Origin of the sequence: Blautia sp. AM42-2 (assembly GCF_003480245.1) — a bacterium.
Taxonomy (GTDB): domain Bacteria; phylum Bacillota; class Clostridia; order Lachnospirales; family Lachnospiraceae; genus Fusicatenibacter; species Fusicatenibacter saccharivorans.
The window spans coordinates 75,624-92,531 of the sequence record NZ_QUIM01000011.1 but is presented as its reverse complement, the minus strand read 5'-3'; the positions used below and the strand labels follow the sequence as shown (position 1 = coordinate 92,531).

The 16,908-nt window shown below is 46.6% G+C and carries 15 protein-coding genes; 10 read left to right on the top strand and 5 right to left on the bottom strand.

Annotation, left to right across the window (positions count from 1 at the left end):
• The first annotated feature begins 300 nt into the window (after positions 1-300).
• The 4 genes from DW915_RS12300 to DW915_RS12285 are packed head-to-tail and all read left to right on the top strand — an operon-like array spanning position 301 to position 5,374.
• Positions 301-1,410 carry an ABC transporter ATP-binding protein gene (locus tag DW915_RS12300; RefSeq protein WP_022462026.1) on the top strand — a complete coding sequence of 370 codons (1,110 nt, stop codon included), beginning with the start codon at positions 301-303 and terminating at the stop codon, positions 1,408-1,410.
• Positions 1,407-2,270 (top strand): ABC transporter permease subunit, encoded by an 864-nt coding sequence (locus DW915_RS12295; RefSeq protein WP_118742219.1) that lies wholly within the window; start codon positions 1,407-1,409, stop codon positions 2,268-2,270. The genes DW915_RS12300 and DW915_RS12295 overlap by 4 nt, the downstream gene beginning before the upstream one ends.
• Before the next feature lie 12 nt (positions 2,271-2,282).
• Entirely contained in the window at positions 2,283-3,800 is a 1,518-nt protein-coding gene (locus DW915_RS12290) for a GldG family protein (protein WP_243033834.1), read from the top strand.
• The gene (locus tag DW915_RS12285) at positions 3,800-5,374 is read left to right on the top strand and encodes a DUF4340 domain-containing protein (RefSeq protein WP_118742218.1); all 1,575 of its coding nucleotides are present in this window, start codon (positions 3,800-3,802) and stop codon (positions 5,372-5,374) included. The genes DW915_RS12290 and DW915_RS12285 overlap by 1 nt, the downstream gene beginning before the upstream one ends.
• Positions 5,375-5,493: 119 nt before the next feature.
• On the opposite strand, the gene DW915_RS12280 is transcribed toward DW915_RS12285, so the two are convergent.
• Positions 5,494-6,456, bottom strand: coding sequence for an alpha/beta fold hydrolase (locus DW915_RS12280; protein WP_118595963.1), 963 nt, complete (start codon positions 6,454-6,456; stop codon positions 5,494-5,496).
• 2,006 nt (positions 6,457-8,462) lie between these two features.
• Between DW915_RS12280 and DW915_RS12270 the strand changes: the two genes are divergently transcribed.
• The 6 genes from DW915_RS12270 to DW915_RS12245 all read left to right on the top strand — a co-directional run bounded on the left by DW915_RS12270 (position 8,463) and on the right by DW915_RS12245 (position 13,225).
• The gene (locus DW915_RS12270; RefSeq protein WP_022461756.1) at positions 8,463-9,233 is read left to right on the top strand and encodes a ParA family protein; all 771 of its coding nucleotides are present in this window, start codon (positions 8,463-8,465) and stop codon (positions 9,231-9,233) included.
• Positions 9,233-10,165 (top strand): ParB/RepB/Spo0J family partition protein, encoded by a 933-nt coding sequence (locus tag DW915_RS12265; protein ID WP_022461755.1) that lies wholly within the window; start codon positions 9,233-9,235, stop codon positions 10,163-10,165. Before DW915_RS12270 ends, DW915_RS12265 begins: the two co-directional genes overlap by 1 nt.
• Before the next feature lie 11 nt (positions 10,166-10,176).
• Complete coding sequence (locus DW915_RS12260) at positions 10,177-10,692, top strand: DUF4446 family protein (RefSeq protein ID WP_022461754.1); 516 nt, start codon at positions 10,177-10,179, stop codon at positions 10,690-10,692.
• An 89-nt stretch (positions 10,693-10,781) separates the two neighbouring features.
• On the top strand, positions 10,782-11,024 hold the full coding sequence (locus tag DW915_RS12255) for a hypothetical protein (RefSeq protein WP_147398438.1): 243 nt from the start codon (positions 10,782-10,784) through the stop codon (positions 11,022-11,024).
• Complete coding sequence (gene serS / locus DW915_RS12250; RefSeq protein ID WP_022461753.1) at positions 11,018-12,307, top strand: serine--tRNA ligase; 1,290 nt, start codon at positions 11,018-11,020, stop codon at positions 12,305-12,307. The genes DW915_RS12255 and serS overlap by 7 nt, the downstream gene beginning before the upstream one ends.
• Before the next feature lie 39 nt (positions 12,308-12,346).
• Positions 12,347-13,225 carry a DUF3881 family protein gene (locus DW915_RS12245; RefSeq protein ID WP_117510628.1) on the top strand — a complete coding sequence of 293 codons (879 nt, stop codon included), beginning with the start codon at positions 12,347-12,349 and terminating at the stop codon, positions 13,223-13,225.
• A gap of 87 nt (positions 13,226-13,312) precedes the next feature.
• On the opposite strand, the gene udk is transcribed toward DW915_RS12245, so the two are convergent.
• The 4 genes from udk to DW915_RS12225 form a co-directional block, all read right to left on the bottom strand.
• The gene (udk, locus tag DW915_RS12240; RefSeq protein WP_022461751.1) at positions 13,313-13,942 is read right to left on the bottom strand and encodes a uridine kinase; all 630 of its coding nucleotides are present in this window, start codon (positions 13,940-13,942) and stop codon (positions 13,313-13,315) included.
• A gap of 13 nt (positions 13,943-13,955) precedes the next feature.
• A complete protein-coding gene (deoC, locus tag DW915_RS12235) occupies positions 13,956-14,597 on the bottom strand; it encodes a deoxyribose-phosphate aldolase (RefSeq protein ID WP_118742216.1) in 642 nt (213 codons plus the stop codon).
• A gap of 248 nt (positions 14,598-14,845) precedes the next feature.
• The gene (locus DW915_RS12230) at positions 14,846-15,781 is read right to left on the bottom strand and encodes an ABC transporter permease (protein ID WP_022461587.1); all 936 of its coding nucleotides are present in this window, start codon (positions 15,779-15,781) and stop codon (positions 14,846-14,848) included.
• Positions 15,781-16,902, bottom strand: coding sequence for an ABC transporter permease (locus DW915_RS12225; RefSeq protein ID WP_022461586.1), 1,122 nt, complete (start codon positions 16,900-16,902; stop codon positions 15,781-15,783). Before DW915_RS12225 ends, DW915_RS12230 begins: the two co-directional genes overlap by 1 nt.
• Positions 16,903-16,908 lie beyond the last annotated feature (6 nt).

Genomic DNA, 16,908 nt, shown 5'->3' with positions numbered 1-16,908 from the left:
AAAATCTCTAGTCCCGGACGGGAAAAAGTCCGGCGTAATGTTTCGCGGCGGAACAAAAATGGAAAAGCGTCCGTCCGCGGATACGTTATAGTATACATGATTCTTATGGTAAAAGAAATTGATTTTTCGTCGAAAAACAAACAAACTGCTCCATGGCTTCACCGTTTTTTCACAAATTTTCCAGCAAATTATCACATTTTCAGAATAAGATAAAGTGTCTTTAGAAAATGAGAGCATCTCCGGCTCTTTCACCCCCAAGGGCGGGCTGGGACTGCTTTAAGAAACAAGGAGGAAGGAACATTGATAGAGGTTAAAAACCTGGTGAAACGCTATGGCGACCACGTAGCTGTCAATAACCTGAGTTTTACCGTAGAAGAAGGCCAGATCTATGGATTTCTTGGCCCGAATGGAGCCGGAAAATCAACGACCATGAACATCATCACCGGTTATCTGGCATCTACGGAGGGCGAAGTGCTGATCAACGGCCACAATATCCTGGAGGAGCCGGAGGAGGCAAAGAAATGCATCGGCTATCTGCCGGAGCTGCCGCCGGTCTACACGGATATGACCGTTCTGGAATATCTGAAATTCGTGGCGGAATTAAAGAAAATTCCAAAGGATCAGAGAAAGAAACAGATTCTTGAGGTCATGAATCTGGTGAAGATCACCGATATGCAGAACCGTCTGATCAAGAACCTGTCGAAAGGATACCGTCAGAGAGTCGGACTGGCACAGGCGGTGCTCGGTTATCCGCCGATCATCATTCTCGACGAGCCGACCGTAGGTCTGGACCCGAAGCAGATCATTGAGATCCGCGATCTGATTAAATCACTGGGCAAAAAACATACCGTTATCTTAAGTTCCCATATCCTCTCCGAGGTCAGCGCCGTCTGCGATTACGTCATGATTATCGCAAAGGGACAGCTCGTTGCGAGTGATACCCCGGAAAACTTAAGTAAACTGATGCTTGGATCAAACACGGTTACATGTACCGTTCACGGAACGAGAAAGCAGCTGGTTCCGGCGCTTAATGCGCTCGATGCAAAAGAGATCCAATATGAAAATACGCCGAATGAGGAGCAGATTAAGGTAAAAATTACCACTGAAAAGGATAAGGATATCCGCGAGGAGCTGTTCTATGCACTGGCAAAGGCCAACTGCCCGATCCTCGAGCTGACTTCCTCCTCGATGTCTCTGGAAGACGTCTTCCTGGAGCTGACCGATGATTCCGGAAAGGCTGCAAGAAAGCTGAAAAAAGCAGAGAAAGAACAGCTGAAACAAAAAGAATGTGAAAAAGAATGTGAACCGGAAGCAGACAAAACGGCTGTCGGGGAAACGTCTGAAGAAAAAAGCACAGATGCAGCGGAATCAGCCGCTGAAACAAAACAGGAGGAGGGAGACGCACAATGACGGCGATTTATAAAAAAGAGTTAAAAAGCTATCTGACAAGCATGATCGGATATCTGTTTATGGCGTTTACTCTGGCGCTGTTCGGCCTGTATTTTACGGCCATCAACCTGCAGCAGGGTTACCCGGAGATCGGATACGCGCTGCAGAATTCCGCATTTATTCTGCTGATCGCAGTACCGGTTCTGACAATGCGTGTCCTGTCGGAGGAGCAGAAAAATAAGACGGATCAGCTGCTCCTTACCGCACCGGTAAAAATTTCCGATATTATCCTTGGAAAATATCTGGCACTTCTCACCATTTATGTGATTCCAGTGCTGATTATGTGCCTGTATCCGCTGCTTCTTGGAACCCACGGAACAGTTTCCTACGCTGTATCCTACACTTCGATCCTTGGCTATTTCCTGCTGGGAGCAGCCTATATTTCGGTCGGTGTGTTCGTTTCATCCATCACCGAGAGCCAGGTCATCGCAGCCGTTGTCGGCTTTGTGATCCTGTTCTTGTGCTACGTGGAGAGCGGTATCGCAAACTTCTTCCCGGAAGGAGCCGGAAGCTCTTTCTTTGCTTTCTTTATCATCATTGCACTGGTATGCCTCTGGATCGGCAGTATGATTAAAAACCCGATCATTACCGGTGTGATTGCCGTGATCGGCGAGGGTGCGCTGACGGCAGTTTACTTCACAAAATCCACCCTTCTCGAGGGCAAAATCCAGGATCTGCTCGGTGTATTCAACATGGCAGGCCATATGGATAACTTTGTGAACGGTATTCTGGACATTGGCAGTGTTGTTTACTACCTGTCCGTCATTGCAATCTGCACTTTCCTTGCAATGCAGTCCCTGCAGAAGAAACGCTGGAATTAGGAGGTGGAGACGATGAGCAGCGAAAAGAAAGAAAAGAAACAGCATAAAATGAATTTTAACATCAAAGAAAAGCTGAAAAAGACGTTCTCCAAAGAACATCTGAAGGAAGTGTTTACCGGCGAGGAGCAGAAAAAGCACCTGAAACAGGGCTCCTATTCTTCGATTATGACGGTGATTGTTCTGGCTGTGATTGTGGTTATTAACCTGATTGTGGCGCAGATTCCGACCAGCAAAACACAGATTGACCTGAGTACGCAGAAAATGTATTCCGTTACAGATGAGACGAAAACGGCATTAAAGGATCTCGATCAAGATGTTACCCTGTATTATATTGTGCAGAAGGGTAGTGAGGATGACACCATCGAGAAGCTGCTGGAGCACTACGATGAGCTTTCTGACCATATCAAAGTAGAGACAAAAGACCCGGATCTGTATCCGAAATTTACGAGTCAGTATACCGATCAGACGGTAGCTGCAAACAGTGTAATTGTCGTATGCGGCGATAAGAGCAAGGTGGTCAGCAACAGTGATATGTGGGAGACTTCCACAAACTATCAGACCTATCAGACACAGACAACCGGCTTTGACGGCGAGGGTCAGATTACCAGCGCCATCACGTATGTGACGAGTGAAAACAACCCGAAGGTTTACTGGGTAACCGGCCACGGCGAGGCTTCTGAGAGCGATCTCTCTACAAACTTCAGTGATGCCGTTAATAAAAACAATGTGGAAATCAGTGATCTTGCCCTGATGACAGACGATATCCCGGAGGATGCCGAGGAGCTTGTGATCATGTCCCCGACCACCGATTTCTCCGAGGATGAGGCAAATAAAGTCATTACCTACCTGGAAAACGGCGGAAAGCTTCTGATGTTCACCAGCTATACCGGAACGGATATGCCAAATCTGGATTCCATACTGGAGAACTACGGCGTGAAACGCTCCAGTGGAATTGTTGTAGAGACCGATTCCCAGCATTATTATCCGCAGATGCCGTATTATCTGCTGCCGAACATTCAGAGTGATGACATTACAACCGAAGTAAAGAGTAATTACATTCTGATGCCGGTTGCACAGGCAATTCAGAAGCTCGATTCTTATCGTGATACCATTACGATCAAGAGCCTTCTGACGACCACCGAGGACGCTTATATTGAAAATGATCCGGAGAACAGCACCTGGTCGAAGAGCGCAGACAGTGAGACGGGCGCATTTGACCTTGGTGTTTCCATCACAGAGACCGTAGATGATAAAGAGACACAGATCATTTATTTCTCGAGTGCATCGATGCTGAGCAGCCAGATCGACCAGGCAATCAGCGGTGCGAACTCGAAGCTGGCAGCGACTGCACTGACCTCCATGTGTGATGTGGAGCAGACCGTTGTTATTCCAAGCAAGAGCACAAGCTATACAAACCTGGTATTTACACAGGGAGCAGTTAACACCTGGTCTATTATTGCCATTGCGGGAATTCCGCTGGTACTTGTTGTGATTGGCGTGATGATCTGGATGAAGAGGAGAAAACAGTGATGAAGAAAAAAGGAAAGATGGCGGCCTGCCTGATCCTTTTGGTACTGCTTCTTGCCGTACTGGTGGTGCTGACGAAGAAAAACGGCACCGCCGATGCGGACAGCAGCAGTTCGGATTCTGGTGCAGACGCCGAAAAAGTGGTTGATTTTTCAAAAGATGATGTAACAGCGCTTTCGTTCCAGATCAACGGAGAGACGGTGTCCTTTACGAAAACAGCAGGAGACGATGATACTGATATCTGGACATACGACCAGGAGGATGGATTCCCCTTGGATGCCAGCAAGATAACGAGCGTTTTAAGCTCTCTTAGCAGCATGACAGCAGAAAGAGTCATTGAAGGCGATGAAATCGATTCTATGGCCGATTTTGGGCTCGAGACGCCGTCTCAGAAGGTTGTAGTGACTGCGGGAGACGAGAAAACGACGATTCATGTCGGAGATAAGAACAGCTCGAGCAGATACTATATTTATCTGAACGATGATACGAGTAAGGTTTATCTGGTAAGCACATCGCTTGGAACGATGTTCCCGTCCGATATGATGGAGTGGGCGACAACGGAATCCATGCCATCTGTGACGGCGGAAAACATTACAAAGCTGCAGGTGGAGGGTGAGAACGGATATACGCTGACAAAAGAAGTAAGCGCTGCTGATTCGGCACTCCAGACGGATGAATGGCAGGTTGTGGACGCAGATGGAGCGGCACATGGCGGTGATGCGGATTCGATCGGCACCATGACAAGTGCAGTGGCATCTCTTAGCTTTGGAGATCTTGTTACGTACAACGCATCGGATCTTTCCCAGTATGGACTTGATCAGCCAAAGACGACGATCCGCGTGCATTACACGGAAGAGCAGGAGGTTGAGGCTGACGATACAACAACGGCAGATACTTCTTCGGATTCCACAACAGATTCTGCATCAAGCGACAGCACTGCAACGAGCTCTTCTTCCGAAACGACAACCGTTACGGTGGAGAAAGATTTGGTATTGTATGTCGGCAATGCAAATGAGGACGGCGGTTCTTATTACGTGAAGCTGGACGGCTCGAATGAAGTTCATCTGATGACGGCTTCGAACGTTGAAAGCTTCACCGGAAAGAAGGCATCTGATTTCTGGAACATGTATATCGGCATGGAAAATGTATCGGATCTGACGAGCCTTGATATTACGTATAACGGCGAGACGAAGACGTATGTACGCCATGTGGAGGAGAAAAAGGATGACGACAGCGATTCCACAACACAGGAAATCAGTTACACCTGCGGCGATGAAACGATTGATAAATCAACGTTTACCACCTTCTATTCTTCACTCATTGGCCTGAAGGCACAGACGAAGGATGAAAGCCTCGTGCAGGCCAAGGATGCCGAGTTTACCGCAGTCTTCCATATGACAGACGGCGACCTGACATTTGCTTACAGCCCGTATGATTCGAGCTTCTATTACACGGTAGATGAGGACGGAGTTCCGTCACTCGTGAATAAAAATAACGTGAAGACCATGCTGGAAAATTACGAGACACTGCTTGCGGCAAAGACGGAGGATGACAGTTCTTCGGATACGGCGGAGTAAAGAGTCATTAAAGGCTGGTTAAAATTGAAAACGGAGGATTTACTGACATGGAAATATCAGTAAATCCTCCGCTTTTTTTGTCTCATTTTTTCGCTCGCGGCCGGGAGCAGAAGGGGGTATTACTGTACCGGTGCGAAGAAGATCTGGATCTGGTCTAAGAGGGCCTGCGGGGCCTCCATCTGTGGCATGTGCTTTGTTTTCGGCAGGATCTGGGTTTCGATGGAGGTGTTGAGCGCTGTGTACAGCGCAAAGGTTTCTGCGATGCCCGGTTCCTCCTCGCCGCCGATGAGGAAGATGCTGTTGTCAATGTGTTTTAAGGCGTGGCCGATGTTGAGGTTCACGTAATTGCCCGCAAGGCTTGCAAAAAGGTACTTTCCGGCGCTGCTCTGGAGGTGGGCTGACTCATAGAATGCGTCTACGTCCTCCGGTGAGCGGTGGAACGGGTTGTGGTAGTAGCTCTCGGTGAATAAAAGCTCGATGTTGGATCGGCCGGTGAGCGTGTGGTACAGCAGCGTGCCGACGAGCGGGAGTTCAATCATGCGTTTCAGGAATCGGCTGCGTTTATCCGGGATTTTGTTGAGCTTGGCAAGGTCGGTCGGGTTGATCATCATGATTCGGCCGAAGCATTTCGGGGCTGTGTTGCAGGCGGTTACAACGAAAGAGCCGGATAAACCGGATGCAATTACGTCGGTTGGACATCCGATGACCTGCTTGATGAAGGTGACGATGAGCTGTACGTATAAAAAGTTCGTGTACGTGATCGCCGGCTTGTCGGAACGGCCGCAGCCGAGGAGATCGAGTGTGTAGACGGTGTGATCCTGGGCGAGAGCATCCTCAATATACTGCCATTCGCGGCCGCTGGAGGCACAATGTAAGTCATGAAGTAAGAGCATCGGGGTTCCGGTGCCTTTTTTTGTGTAAAAAATATCGCCGAACTGCCAGGAAAAGCTCTCTTTTTCAGCCGATGCGAGCAGGTTTTTCCGTACGGCGGCGGTATCGAGCGTTTTATTCAGAAAGTAAATCGCTGCGCCGGACATCGTGGTGAGGACACTCAAGGTGACCAGTTTTTTGCTGTGTTTCATATGATAAAACTCCTTTCAGGGGTCTCCCGGAGGGGAGGAATCGGTTCGAAACGTTGTGTTGAGCTTATTATAAGCGAAAAAAGGGAAAGATACAATGCAAAAATTAAGGGAAAAAGGAGAAAAAGAGACGAAAATAAGGCGCAATTTGACGAAAAGCGCAGACAATTCCGAATGAACTACGTTATGTCAACTGATGACGAAAGGTATATTTAAACGGTTTACATAACTACAAAAACAGAGAAAAAAAACGATGCAATAATACACATAAAAGCATGAAAACTGCACTATGGGATAAAATCCTTCCAGATTGGCAAAAATCCCTGAAAAAATGGCCTCAAAATGCGTTTAGTAAATGGTTTGGAAAATCCGAAAAAACGAATGTAAAAGTTCAATTAATACGAAAATATAAAAATATAATTAAATAATTTAATAAAAGAGAGAAAATAGAGACGAAAAACTGCGTGAAACACACGAAAATACAGGAAAAATGTAGAAAAGATGGAGAAAATTAAAATAGAATAGAAAATATGATTGTTTTAAAAATAAGAGAGGTGAAAAATGAGAGTGATTTTCGGAAAGCCGGTAAGCAAATCGCTTCTCACTGATTGCCGAAGACCGAAAATCGTAAAAAACGATGTTTCACGTGAAACATTTTGAGAGACGTGAAACGTGAAAAATGAGACGGGAAAAGTGACATAAGTAGAAACGAAAAAATGAAGGACGATTTAAAAAAATGGCAAAAAAAGGGTGTAAAACGATGGAAGAGGCGGAAAAAGCAAAAAAGATAAAAATGAGTTGAGAAAAGGCAAAAAACTACTGAAAAGGGGAAAATGTAGTATAGACATGGGCGAAAAGAATAAAAACGGGAGGGAGAGGCAGTGAAAGGCGAGAAAATGGTGTGAAATGGCGATGAGGGATAAAAAACGGAGAGAAGGAATAAAAAATGTTGATAAAAGAGAAAAAGTGAGATTGTTTACAAAAAAAGAGAAAGGTAAGCCAGAAAGATGGAAAAGAGGATAAAAGACGTGGCAGCGAGAGAAAAATATTAAAACCATAAAAACAGAAAAATTATAGTGAAATCAAATAAATCGATAAAAAACAGAAAATGTGCAGCCTGGTCTGTAAAATAAAAAAATCAAAGAAAAACAGCCCGGAAAAAGAAAAAAATTGAGAAAAAAATAAAAAAAAGGATGTCTCACGGATTATGCCTCTTACTGATGAAAATAAAGAGAAAAATGCTGAAAATTTGAAAAAGCGAGGAAGAACGATGAAAAAACAGAGCCCTGGTGAATAAAAATACATTTTATATACAAAAGAGACATTTACGATCACTGAACAACCATAAACAGTTTTGATTCCTGATCTGTGTATCAATAATATCCTGATAAGTTGATTTTTTCTTCCTAATCACCTGAGATTTCCTTGAAAAAGAGCATCACACGATTAAAATAACGTTTCCAGTATATTTGTACCTCAAAAACGTCAAAAATTAAAATGTTTCACGTGAAACATTTTATAAAAACTGTGTGAAACAGAAAAAAATGTTCTGACATCGCAGAATTACTTGGAAACCATCAAAAAATGCAAAATCATCGCTGAAAAATTCCAAAAAGCCTTTAAACAGCGTAAAAACCGAGAAAAATCATTGTAAAACAGTGCTTTTCAAAATGTTTCACGTGAAACATCGCCAAAAATCTCCAATTTTCTTATGCTTCACACCGTCTAATCATGCAAAAATGCAGAAAATGTTTCACGTGAAACATTTCCAGTAGTAAAATCCGGCGTAGTATGATAAAATATCTTTGTCCCAAATTGGGGCAATTTTGAGATAGAATCTGAAGAATTCCTCAGATAGACTGGCATAGAAAAGGAGATTTTTCCTATATATATGCCAAAACACCTGCCGCATGAATCATTTTTTTGAAAGAAGTGCCGGCAGGTCATTTCCTGTAAAAAGGAAAAACTGCAAATGGAAAACAAAAAGATGAAAGGAGGCAATACATATTTTGGGAAGAACAATTGCAATTGCAAACCAGAAAGGCGGCGTAGGTAAATCTACCACCGCAATTAACCTTTCTTCCTGTTTAGGAGAAATGGGACAAAAAGTTCTGACCATTGATATGGACCCGCAGGGAAATACCACCAGCGGAATGGGAGTAGAGAAAAATGAAGTGGAAAATACCATCTATGAGCTGCTTCTTGGAGAGTCAAAACTGGAGGACTGCATCATTCCTCTGAATTTTGACAATCTTTCCCTTATCCCTTCCAATGTCAATCTGGCCGGAGCGGAGATCGAGCTGATCGGGGTGGAAGACAAAGAATTCATCCTGAAAAACGCAATTGATCAGGTCCGCGATCAGTACGACTTCATTATTATTGACTGTCCGCCATCCTTAAATATGCTGACAATCAACGCGATGACCACCGCGGACACCGTTCTGGTGCCGATTCAGTGTGAATATTACGCACTGGAGGGCTTATCCCAGCTTATGCACACGATTGAGCTGGTGCAGGAGCGTCTGAATCCGGAACTGGAGATGGAAGGCGTTGTCTTTACCATGTACGATGCGAGAACGAATCTTTCTCTGCAGGTAGTAGAAAACGTAAAAGACAGCCTGGATCAGAATATCTACAAAACCATTATTCCGAGAAATGTCCGCCTTGCGGAGGCACCGAGCTACGGTATGCCGATCAACTATTACGACAAGCGGTCCACCGGTGCAGAGAGCTACCGTCTCCTGGCAGACGAAGTGATTCACAGGGGGGATGAAGAGTAATGGCAGCGAGAAGAGGAGGCTTAGGCAAGGGCCTGGATTCCCTGATTTCACCGGGACATTCGGCCAAAGCAGAAGCAAAAGAAAAACCGGCAAAACCGGAGGTCAAAGTAGTCGAGAAGGTTGTTGAAAAAGTTGTCGAAAAACCAGTCGAGATGAAACTGAAAATCTCCGAAATTGAACCGAACCGCGAACAGCCGCGAAAATCCTTTGACGAGGACGGCCTGATCGAACTTTCGGAATCCATCAAACAGTTCGGAGTTCTGCAGCCGATTCTGGTGCAGAAAAAAGATGATTATTATGAGATCATCGCAGGGGAACGGAGATGGAGGGCTGCAAAGCTTGCCGGAATCAAAGAAGTACCGGTCATCATCAAAGATTTTACCGAGCAGGAAGTTGTCGAGATTTCCCTGATTGAAAATATTCAGAGAGAATCCCTGAACCCGATTGAGGAGGCACACGCATACAAACGCCTGATGGAAGAGTTCCATCTCCGCCAGGATGAAATCGCAGAGCGCGTTTCCAAGAGCAGAACGGCGGTTACAAACTCGATGCGTCTCCTGAAACTGGACGACAGGGTACAGCAGATGGTTGTCGATGAAATGCTGACAACCGGTCATGTGCGTACGCTGCTGGCGCTGGAGAATAAAGAGCTCCAGTACAATACGGCAATGAAAATCTTCGATGAAAAGCTCAGTGTCCGTGAGACCGAGCGCCTGGTCAAAGAGATCCTGAATCCGAAGGTGAAGAAAGAAAAGAAAGTCAATTTGGAAGAGGAAGCCATCTACGAAGGTCTGGAAGAGAAAATCAAGAGCATCATTGGTACGAAGGTTTCCATTCACCGCGGGGCAAAGCACAAAGGAAAGATCGAGATCGAGTATTATTCCCAGGAAGAGCTCGAGAGAATCATGGATCTGTTTGAATCAATACAGTAAGAGGTAGAATAATGAGCGATTTATTTAGTAAGGTAGGAATTGACCTTGGCGTTGTTGTACTTCTTCTGATTGTACTGATTATCGTGATGATGATTATGACGGTCAGCATGTCGCTGCGTCTGAGCAGACTGAACCAGAAGTACAGAAGCTTTATGAAGGGAAAAGACGCCCAGTCACTCGAAAAGCTGTTTCATCAGCGGTTCAAGGAAATTGACAAACTGAACAAGCAGAATGAGCTGACAAAAAAAAATCTTGCGGATCTGAAAAAGATCCAGGGCATGACGCTGAACAAATACGGAATCGTAAAATATGATGCGTTTGACGATGTGGGCGGAAAGATGAGTTTTGCGCTGGCAATGCTCGACAAAGAAAACACAGGTTTTATCCTGAATGCAATCCACAGCCGTGACAACTGCTTTTTATATCTGAAAGAGATCGTAAAAGGCGAGTCCTATATCATGCTGAGCGCCGAGGAAATCGACGCGCTGCGCCAGGCAATTACGATGAATTCGATCGATCTGATGTAGGGCAAAAGTTCACTCGTGCATTCGTGGAGGCAGATTTCATGCTTGCATGAAAATCTGTCTCTATGAATGCACGAAGGGAGCGCCAGGGTATGAGCAAAAAGAGCTGCGAAGCAGCGGAGAGCGCTGAAAGCGCGGTTTTGCGAATGGCGCGGGTGAACTGTAAACAGCATGAAAGAACGCTTGAAAAAATGCATATACTGTTATATGATGGTACTGGAACGCGCCAAACCCGCATAAATGCTGGAAAAACGGCAGTGGTTCCGGGCTGGAAAGAACAAAAAGAATCCCGCCAAAATGAGGGGATAAGATCTACTAGGAGGAAATTATGTTAGACATTAAGTTTTTAAGAGAAAACCCGGAAGTTGTAAAACAGAATATCCGAAATAAATTCCAGGATCAGAAACTGGAGCTGGTTGATAAAGTCATCGAGCTGGATAAAGAAAACCGTGACATCAAACAGGAAGTAGAAGCACTTCGTGCAAAAAGAAACAAAATCTCCAAACAGATCGGCGCACTGATGGGCCAGGGCAAGAGAGAAGAGGCTGAGGAAGTAAAGAAACAGGTAGCTGTTGACGGTTCCCGCATCGAGGCTCTTTCTGCAAGAGAAAAAGAAGTAGAAGAAGAAATCAAGAAGATCATGATGGTGATCCCGAACATCATCGATCCTTCCGTACCGATCGGAAAAGATGACAGCGAGAACGTAGAAGCAGAGCGCTTCGGCGAGCCGGTTGTACCGGATTTTGAAATCCCGTATCACACCGACATTATGGAGTCTTTCGACGGAATCGATCTGGACGCAGCAAGAGAAGTTGCAGGAAACGGATTCTATTATCTGATGGGCGACATTGCACGCCTCCACTCTGCCATCCTTTCTTATGCAAGAGATTTCATGATCGACCGCGGATTTACCTACTGCGTACCGCCTTTCATGATCCACGGCAACGTCGTAAACGGTGTTATGAGCTTCGCTGAGATGGAGTCCATGATGTACAAAATCGAGGGCGAGGATCTGTACCTGATCGGAACCAGCGAGCACTCCATGATCGGTAAATTCATCGACAGCATCATCCCGGAGGAGAAACTGCCTCTGACCCTGACCAGCTACTCTCCGTGCTTCCGTAAAGAAAAAGGAGCACACGGCATCGAGGAGCGTGGTGTTTATCGTATCCACCAGTTCGAGAAACAGGAGATGGTTGTTGTCTGCAAACCGGAAGACAGCATGATGTGGTATGACAAACTGTGGAAGAACACCGTAGACCTGTTCCGTTCCATGGATATCCCGGTTCGTACTCTGGAGTGCTGCTCCGGTGACCTGGCTGACCTGAAAGTAAAATCTGTCGATGTTGAGGCATGGTCTCCGCGTCAGAAGAAATACTTCGAGGTAGGAAGCTGCTCCAACCTTGGTGATGCACAGGCAAGACGTCTGAAAATCCGTGTCAACGGCGAGGACGGAAAGAAATACCTGGCACATACCCTGAACAACACCGTAGTTGCTCCGCCGCGTATGCTGATCGCATTCCTGGAGAACAACCTGAATGCAGACGGAACCGTAAGCATTCCGGAAGTTCTTCGTATGTACATGGGCGGAAAAGAGAAACTGGTTCCGAAACACTAATCGCATAAGAAATACAAAGGAATGAGAGGAGGTGTTCTTATGCACGCTTACCTGAAAACCATTGGATTTTCAAAGATCAAGACGACGAAGGAACTCCAGGAGATTCTTCGTGATGTAGTAGAAAACTACGACCGTAAAAAGATTGTGGAAACAGAAGAACACCACCTTTTTGCTGAATTTTCGAAAGAATATGCATATGACTGTGGTATCACGGTCTGTGGGGAAATTGATGAGAACAACCGTTTCCAGATGGAATATTATTATCCCTATTTCGAGGGCGGGCAGATCAGCTCCTACGAGGAGGTATCGGTGGAGCGCCACGTCGATAAGGAATCGTTTGCAGGCGCCTGCGACGATATGCGGCTTGGCATCACGATGATCTTTTATCTGACGCATGCAGCGGAATATCTTGAGATGAAACAGAAAAATGCGCTGCAGCCGCTTCCGCTCCCGCTTTCTGTCTCCGGTCTTGCAGCGGAAGGAACAATTCTGCTTCCGATCCAGAAAGACCCGGAACAGGTCGAGAAGGAGCGCCGCAGCACGCAGCAGAAGAATTCACTGATCTCGGCTGCCAGAAACGGGGATGAGGATGCGATGGAAAGTCTCACCATGGATGATATTGACACATATGCCATGATTTCCCAGCGTCTGACGAAGGAAGATGTCTTTTCTATTGTAGATAGCTTTTTCATGCCGAGCGGTCTCGAATGTGACCAGTACAGCGTGATGGGTGAAATTACGGAGATGAATACAACGAAGAACGCGGTAACGGGCGAGCGGGTGTATGAGCTCGGCCTCGTCTGCAACGATGTGCCGATAGACATCTGTATCAACGAAAAGGATTTATTTGGAGTACCGGAAGTGGGAAGACGTTTCAAAGGCCAGATCTGGCTGCAGGGAATGCTGGAACATCTGTAAGGGAAAAATAAAAAGAGCGAGGACGGAAAAAGAGAAAATTCAGTCCTCGTTCTTTTTTTGCAGATTTTTATAGCGATAAACGGATGTTTACTGGTTCTGCACCAGATTTAGATGCTTACGCACCCGCTCGATCAGCATTTCAAGAGCAACGGTGTTCTGTCCGCCCTCCGGGATGATCACGTCGGCACGGCGCTTGCTCGGCTCTACGAACTGCTCGTGCATCGGTTTTACGGTCGTCAGGTACTGCGTCACAACGCTGTCCAGGGAACGGCCGCGCTCTTTTACATCGCGCAGGATCCGGCGGAGAATCCGCACGTCCGCATCGGTATCGACAAAGACTTTGATGTCCATCAGATCGCAGAGATCCTTCTCAACGAAGAGGAGAATGCCCTCGAGCACGATAACCGGGGCAGGATGGACCAGAATCGTTTTATCCGAGCGGTTATGCATGGCATAATCGTAAACCGGCATCTCGATGGATTTTCCGGCTTTCAGCTCGAGAATGTGCTGGCATAACAGGTCGGTATCAAAGGCATCGGGATGATCGTAATTTAATTTGGCACGCTCCTCAAAAGGAATATCGTCATGGCGTTTGTAATAGTTGTCATGGCGCAGAATGCTCACTTCATCGCGTCCAAAACTTTCTACCAGCTTATCTGCCAGTGTCGTTTTTCCACTGCCGGTTCCTCCGGCAATTCCTATCAGTATCGTATCCATAAGAAACTCCTTTTTATCCGATGATAGCCAGTGTTGCGCTTGTTCCGAGACGGCTTGCGCCGGCATCTACCATAGCCTGTGCCTCGTCTGCGTTGTGGATTCCGCCGGAAGCTTTTACGCCCATATCTGGGCCTACGGTCTTTCTCATCAGGGCAACATCAGCCGCTTTTGCACCGCCGGTAGAAAATCCGGTGGAGGTTTTTACGAAGTCAGCGCCGGCTTCTTTTGCGAGCTCGCACGCTTTTACTTTCTCTTCATCGGTTAAAAGGCAGGTCTCGATGATGACTTTCAGAACGATGTCCTTGCCGCATACTTCTTTTAAGGTCTGGATATCGGAGCGTACGAAGTCGTATTTGCCGTCTTTGAGGGCTCCGACATTGATGACCATATCAACCTCCTGTGCACCGTCTTCGATGGCTGCACGGGTCTCAAACACTTTTACACGGGTATCGGACATGCCCAGAGGGAAGCCGACAACGGTGCAGACTTTGACGTCAGATCCTTTGAGTTTTTCAGCAACGAATTTGGTGTAGTACTGGTTGACGCAGACAGAAGCAAAATCATGTGCAAGTGCCTCGTCGCAGATCTTTGCAACCTGTGCTTCGGTTGCGTCTGTTTTTAAGATGGTGTGGTCAAATAATTTGGTGTTCAGCATAATTTTTTCCTTTCTTTGATGAAAAATAAATCAGAATGATAGAGAAAAGGCAGAGCCGAAAAAACACAGTTCGGATTTAACGGCTCTGCCTTTAAAAATTGTAACTATTCAGAGCCACATCTCGATTCCGCTGCGCTGCATCTCGATGTGGCTGCTCGCCATATGAAATTCCAGAAAAAACCGCTCATTCATGCAAGCATGATTCGCAATTTTTTCTTCCATTTCACATGGCTCTGAATAGTTACATATTATCTTGCGCCCTTATCGTATGGAATACCTTCGGCTTTCGGAGCCTGGGAATTCTTGGATGTGAAGGCGAGAATAATCATGGATGCGATAAACGGCATCATGCTGTAAATGTTCTTGGACAGTCCCAGATGGGAGAGGACAGTGGAGTCCGCAATGTTTGCCAGGGAACGGAATACCGCAAAGAATACGGCTGCTCCGGCAATGTGGAACGGTTTCCACTGACCGAAGATCATAACAGCGAGGGCAAGGAATCCGGCACCGGCTACGCCGACTTCGAAGTTCCAGGTGGTAACGGACGGAACGATGTATGCAAATCCGCCGATACCGCCGAGTGCACCGGAGATGATAACACCGGTGTATCTCCACTGGTATACGTTGATACCAACAGAGTCGGCTGCCTGTGGATGCTCACCGCAGGCACGCAGGCGCAGTCCCCATTTCGTTTTGAAGAGGAACACGTAGCTGCAGATCAGAAGGATGATGCCGATGAACAGGAAGATGTTCACGGTAAATGGTCCGATCTTGTAAATGAAAGCGGCGTTGGTGTAGTTCAGCTTTGCGGAAGCTGCACCGTTTCCGGCATCCGAGCCGTTGTTGAATGCTTTTACCAGGACGATGGCAATGGCAGTAGCCAGCATGTTCAGCGCGGTTCCGCCGATCGTCTGGTCTGCTTTCAGTGTGATGGCGGAGAAGCCAAGCAGCAGAGAGTAGATCATACCGGATACGGCGCTCGCCAGAATGGAAAGTGCCACAAGTGCAGGAGCCGGGAGATCCGGGAACAGAACCAGGACGAAGACACCGGCAAGGCCGCCGATCGCCATGATTCCTTCCAGCGCGATGTTGATGACACCGCTTCGCTCGGAGAACATACCGCCCATCGCAACGAGCATCAGAACAACGGCGTACAGTAAGGTAAATTTAATTAAAAGGAACATTATTTCTTCTCCTCCTTTCCGTTGTCTGCATTGGCATTTGCTTTCTGCTCTTTTTTGCTCTTGAACAGGTTTGCAACGATGCCCTTGAACAGGGTAACGAATGCGCAAAGGTAAATGATAACGGCAACGATCAGGTCCGCGATCTCCGGCTGATAATATTTCGTAGGCAGGTAAGCACCGCCGACAGAAATATGAGCAACGAAGAGAGCAGCGAAGATAACGCCGATCGGGTTGCTAAGTGCAAGAAGCGCAACCGGGATACCATTAAATCCGATGGCCGGGAGTGCTGTCGATACCTGCGGGTTCCACTCGGATGCACCGGAGAGGAAGTAGAGGCCTGCACCGATTCCGGCAAGCGCACCTGCGATGGTCATGGAGAGAACAACGTTTCTCTTCTCGTTGATGCCGGCGTATTTGGCAGCATCCTTATTGAACCCGCAGGCTTTCAGCTCATAGCCGAAGGTTGTTTTGTTCAGAACGATGTAGATGATGACCGCAATGGCAATCGCAATGAAAATGGCAATCGTTGTGGAACTGGTACGGAAAATGGAGTTCATGCCGCAGTCCGGAATCAGGGATTTCGGAGAAGCGGAGCTTAATTTGTAAGTACGTGTGGTCTTCTGATCATACATGCCCGGGATGGTGTTGTACATCAGCTCATTGACAAGATAAAGACCAATCCAGTTGAACATGATGGAAGTAATAACTTCGTTTACGTTGAAGTATGCTTTGAAGATACCAGGAACTGCTCCCCAGATGGCTCCGCAGACCATAGCAGCCAGAAGGCATACATACCACGGCATGTGGAGGATGATGGCAAAATACAGGGCGCCGAAGACGCCGACGGTGTACTGTCCGGCAGCACCGATGTTGAACAGACCTGTTTTAAAAGCAAATGCAACCGAAAGTCCGGTCATAATCAGGGGAGCGGACTGAGCGATTTCACTTCCGATTCCCTTCGGCTTTAAGTAAAAGCCGCCTTTGATGATTCGTGTAAATCCATCCACTGCGTTCTCCGCGTTGATGCAGTATAAAATGATAAATCCCACAAGAAGACCGATCACAATACATACAAGAGAAGCGACAATGGACAGAAGAGCGTTTTTCGTTTTTTCGTTCATGCTTTT

Excerpts from the sequence above, each read along its gene's own strand:
- DW915_RS12225 (WP_022461586.1), bottom strand. The coding sequence starts at position 16,902 with ATGAACGAAAAAACGAAAAACGCTCTTCTGTCCATTGTCGCTTCTCTT.
- DW915_RS12295 (WP_118742219.1), top strand. The coding sequence starts at position 1,407 with ATGACGGCGATTTATAAAAAAGAGTTAAAAAGCTATCTGACAAGCATG.
- DW915_RS12230 (WP_022461587.1), bottom strand. The coding sequence starts at position 15,781 with ATGTTCCTTTTAATTAAATTTACCTTACTGTACGCCGTTGTTCTGATG.
- serS (WP_022461753.1), top strand. The coding sequence starts at position 11,018 with ATGTTAGACATTAAGTTTTTAAGAGAAAACCCGGAAGTTGTAAAACAG.
- DW915_RS12280 (WP_118595963.1), bottom strand. The coding sequence starts at position 6,456 with ATGAAACACAGCAAAAAACTGGTCACCTTGAGTGTCCTCACCACGATG.
- DW915_RS12260 (WP_022461754.1), top strand. The coding sequence starts at position 10,177 with ATGAGCGATTTATTTAGTAAGGTAGGAATTGACCTTGGCGTTGTTGTA.
- DW915_RS12255 (WP_147398438.1), top strand. The coding sequence starts at position 10,782 with ATGAGCAAAAAGAGCTGCGAAGCAGCGGAGAGCGCTGAAAGCGCGGTT.
- DW915_RS12265 (WP_022461755.1), top strand. The coding sequence starts at position 9,233 with ATGGCAGCGAGAAGAGGAGGCTTAGGCAAGGGCCTGGATTCCCTGATT.
- deoC (WP_118742216.1), bottom strand. The coding sequence starts at position 14,597 with ATGCTGAACACCAAATTATTTGACCACACCATCTTAAAAACAGACGCA.
- DW915_RS12245 (WP_117510628.1), top strand. The coding sequence starts at position 12,347 with ATGCACGCTTACCTGAAAACCATTGGATTTTCAAAGATCAAGACGACG.
- udk (WP_022461751.1), bottom strand. The coding sequence starts at position 13,942 with ATGGATACGATACTGATAGGAATTGCCGGAGGAACCGGCAGTGGAAAA.
- DW915_RS12290 (WP_243033834.1), top strand. The coding sequence starts at position 2,283 with ATGAGCAGCGAAAAGAAAGAAAAGAAACAGCATAAAATGAATTTTAAC.
- DW915_RS12285 (WP_118742218.1), top strand. The coding sequence starts at position 3,800 with ATGAAGAAAAAAGGAAAGATGGCGGCCTGCCTGATCCTTTTGGTACTG.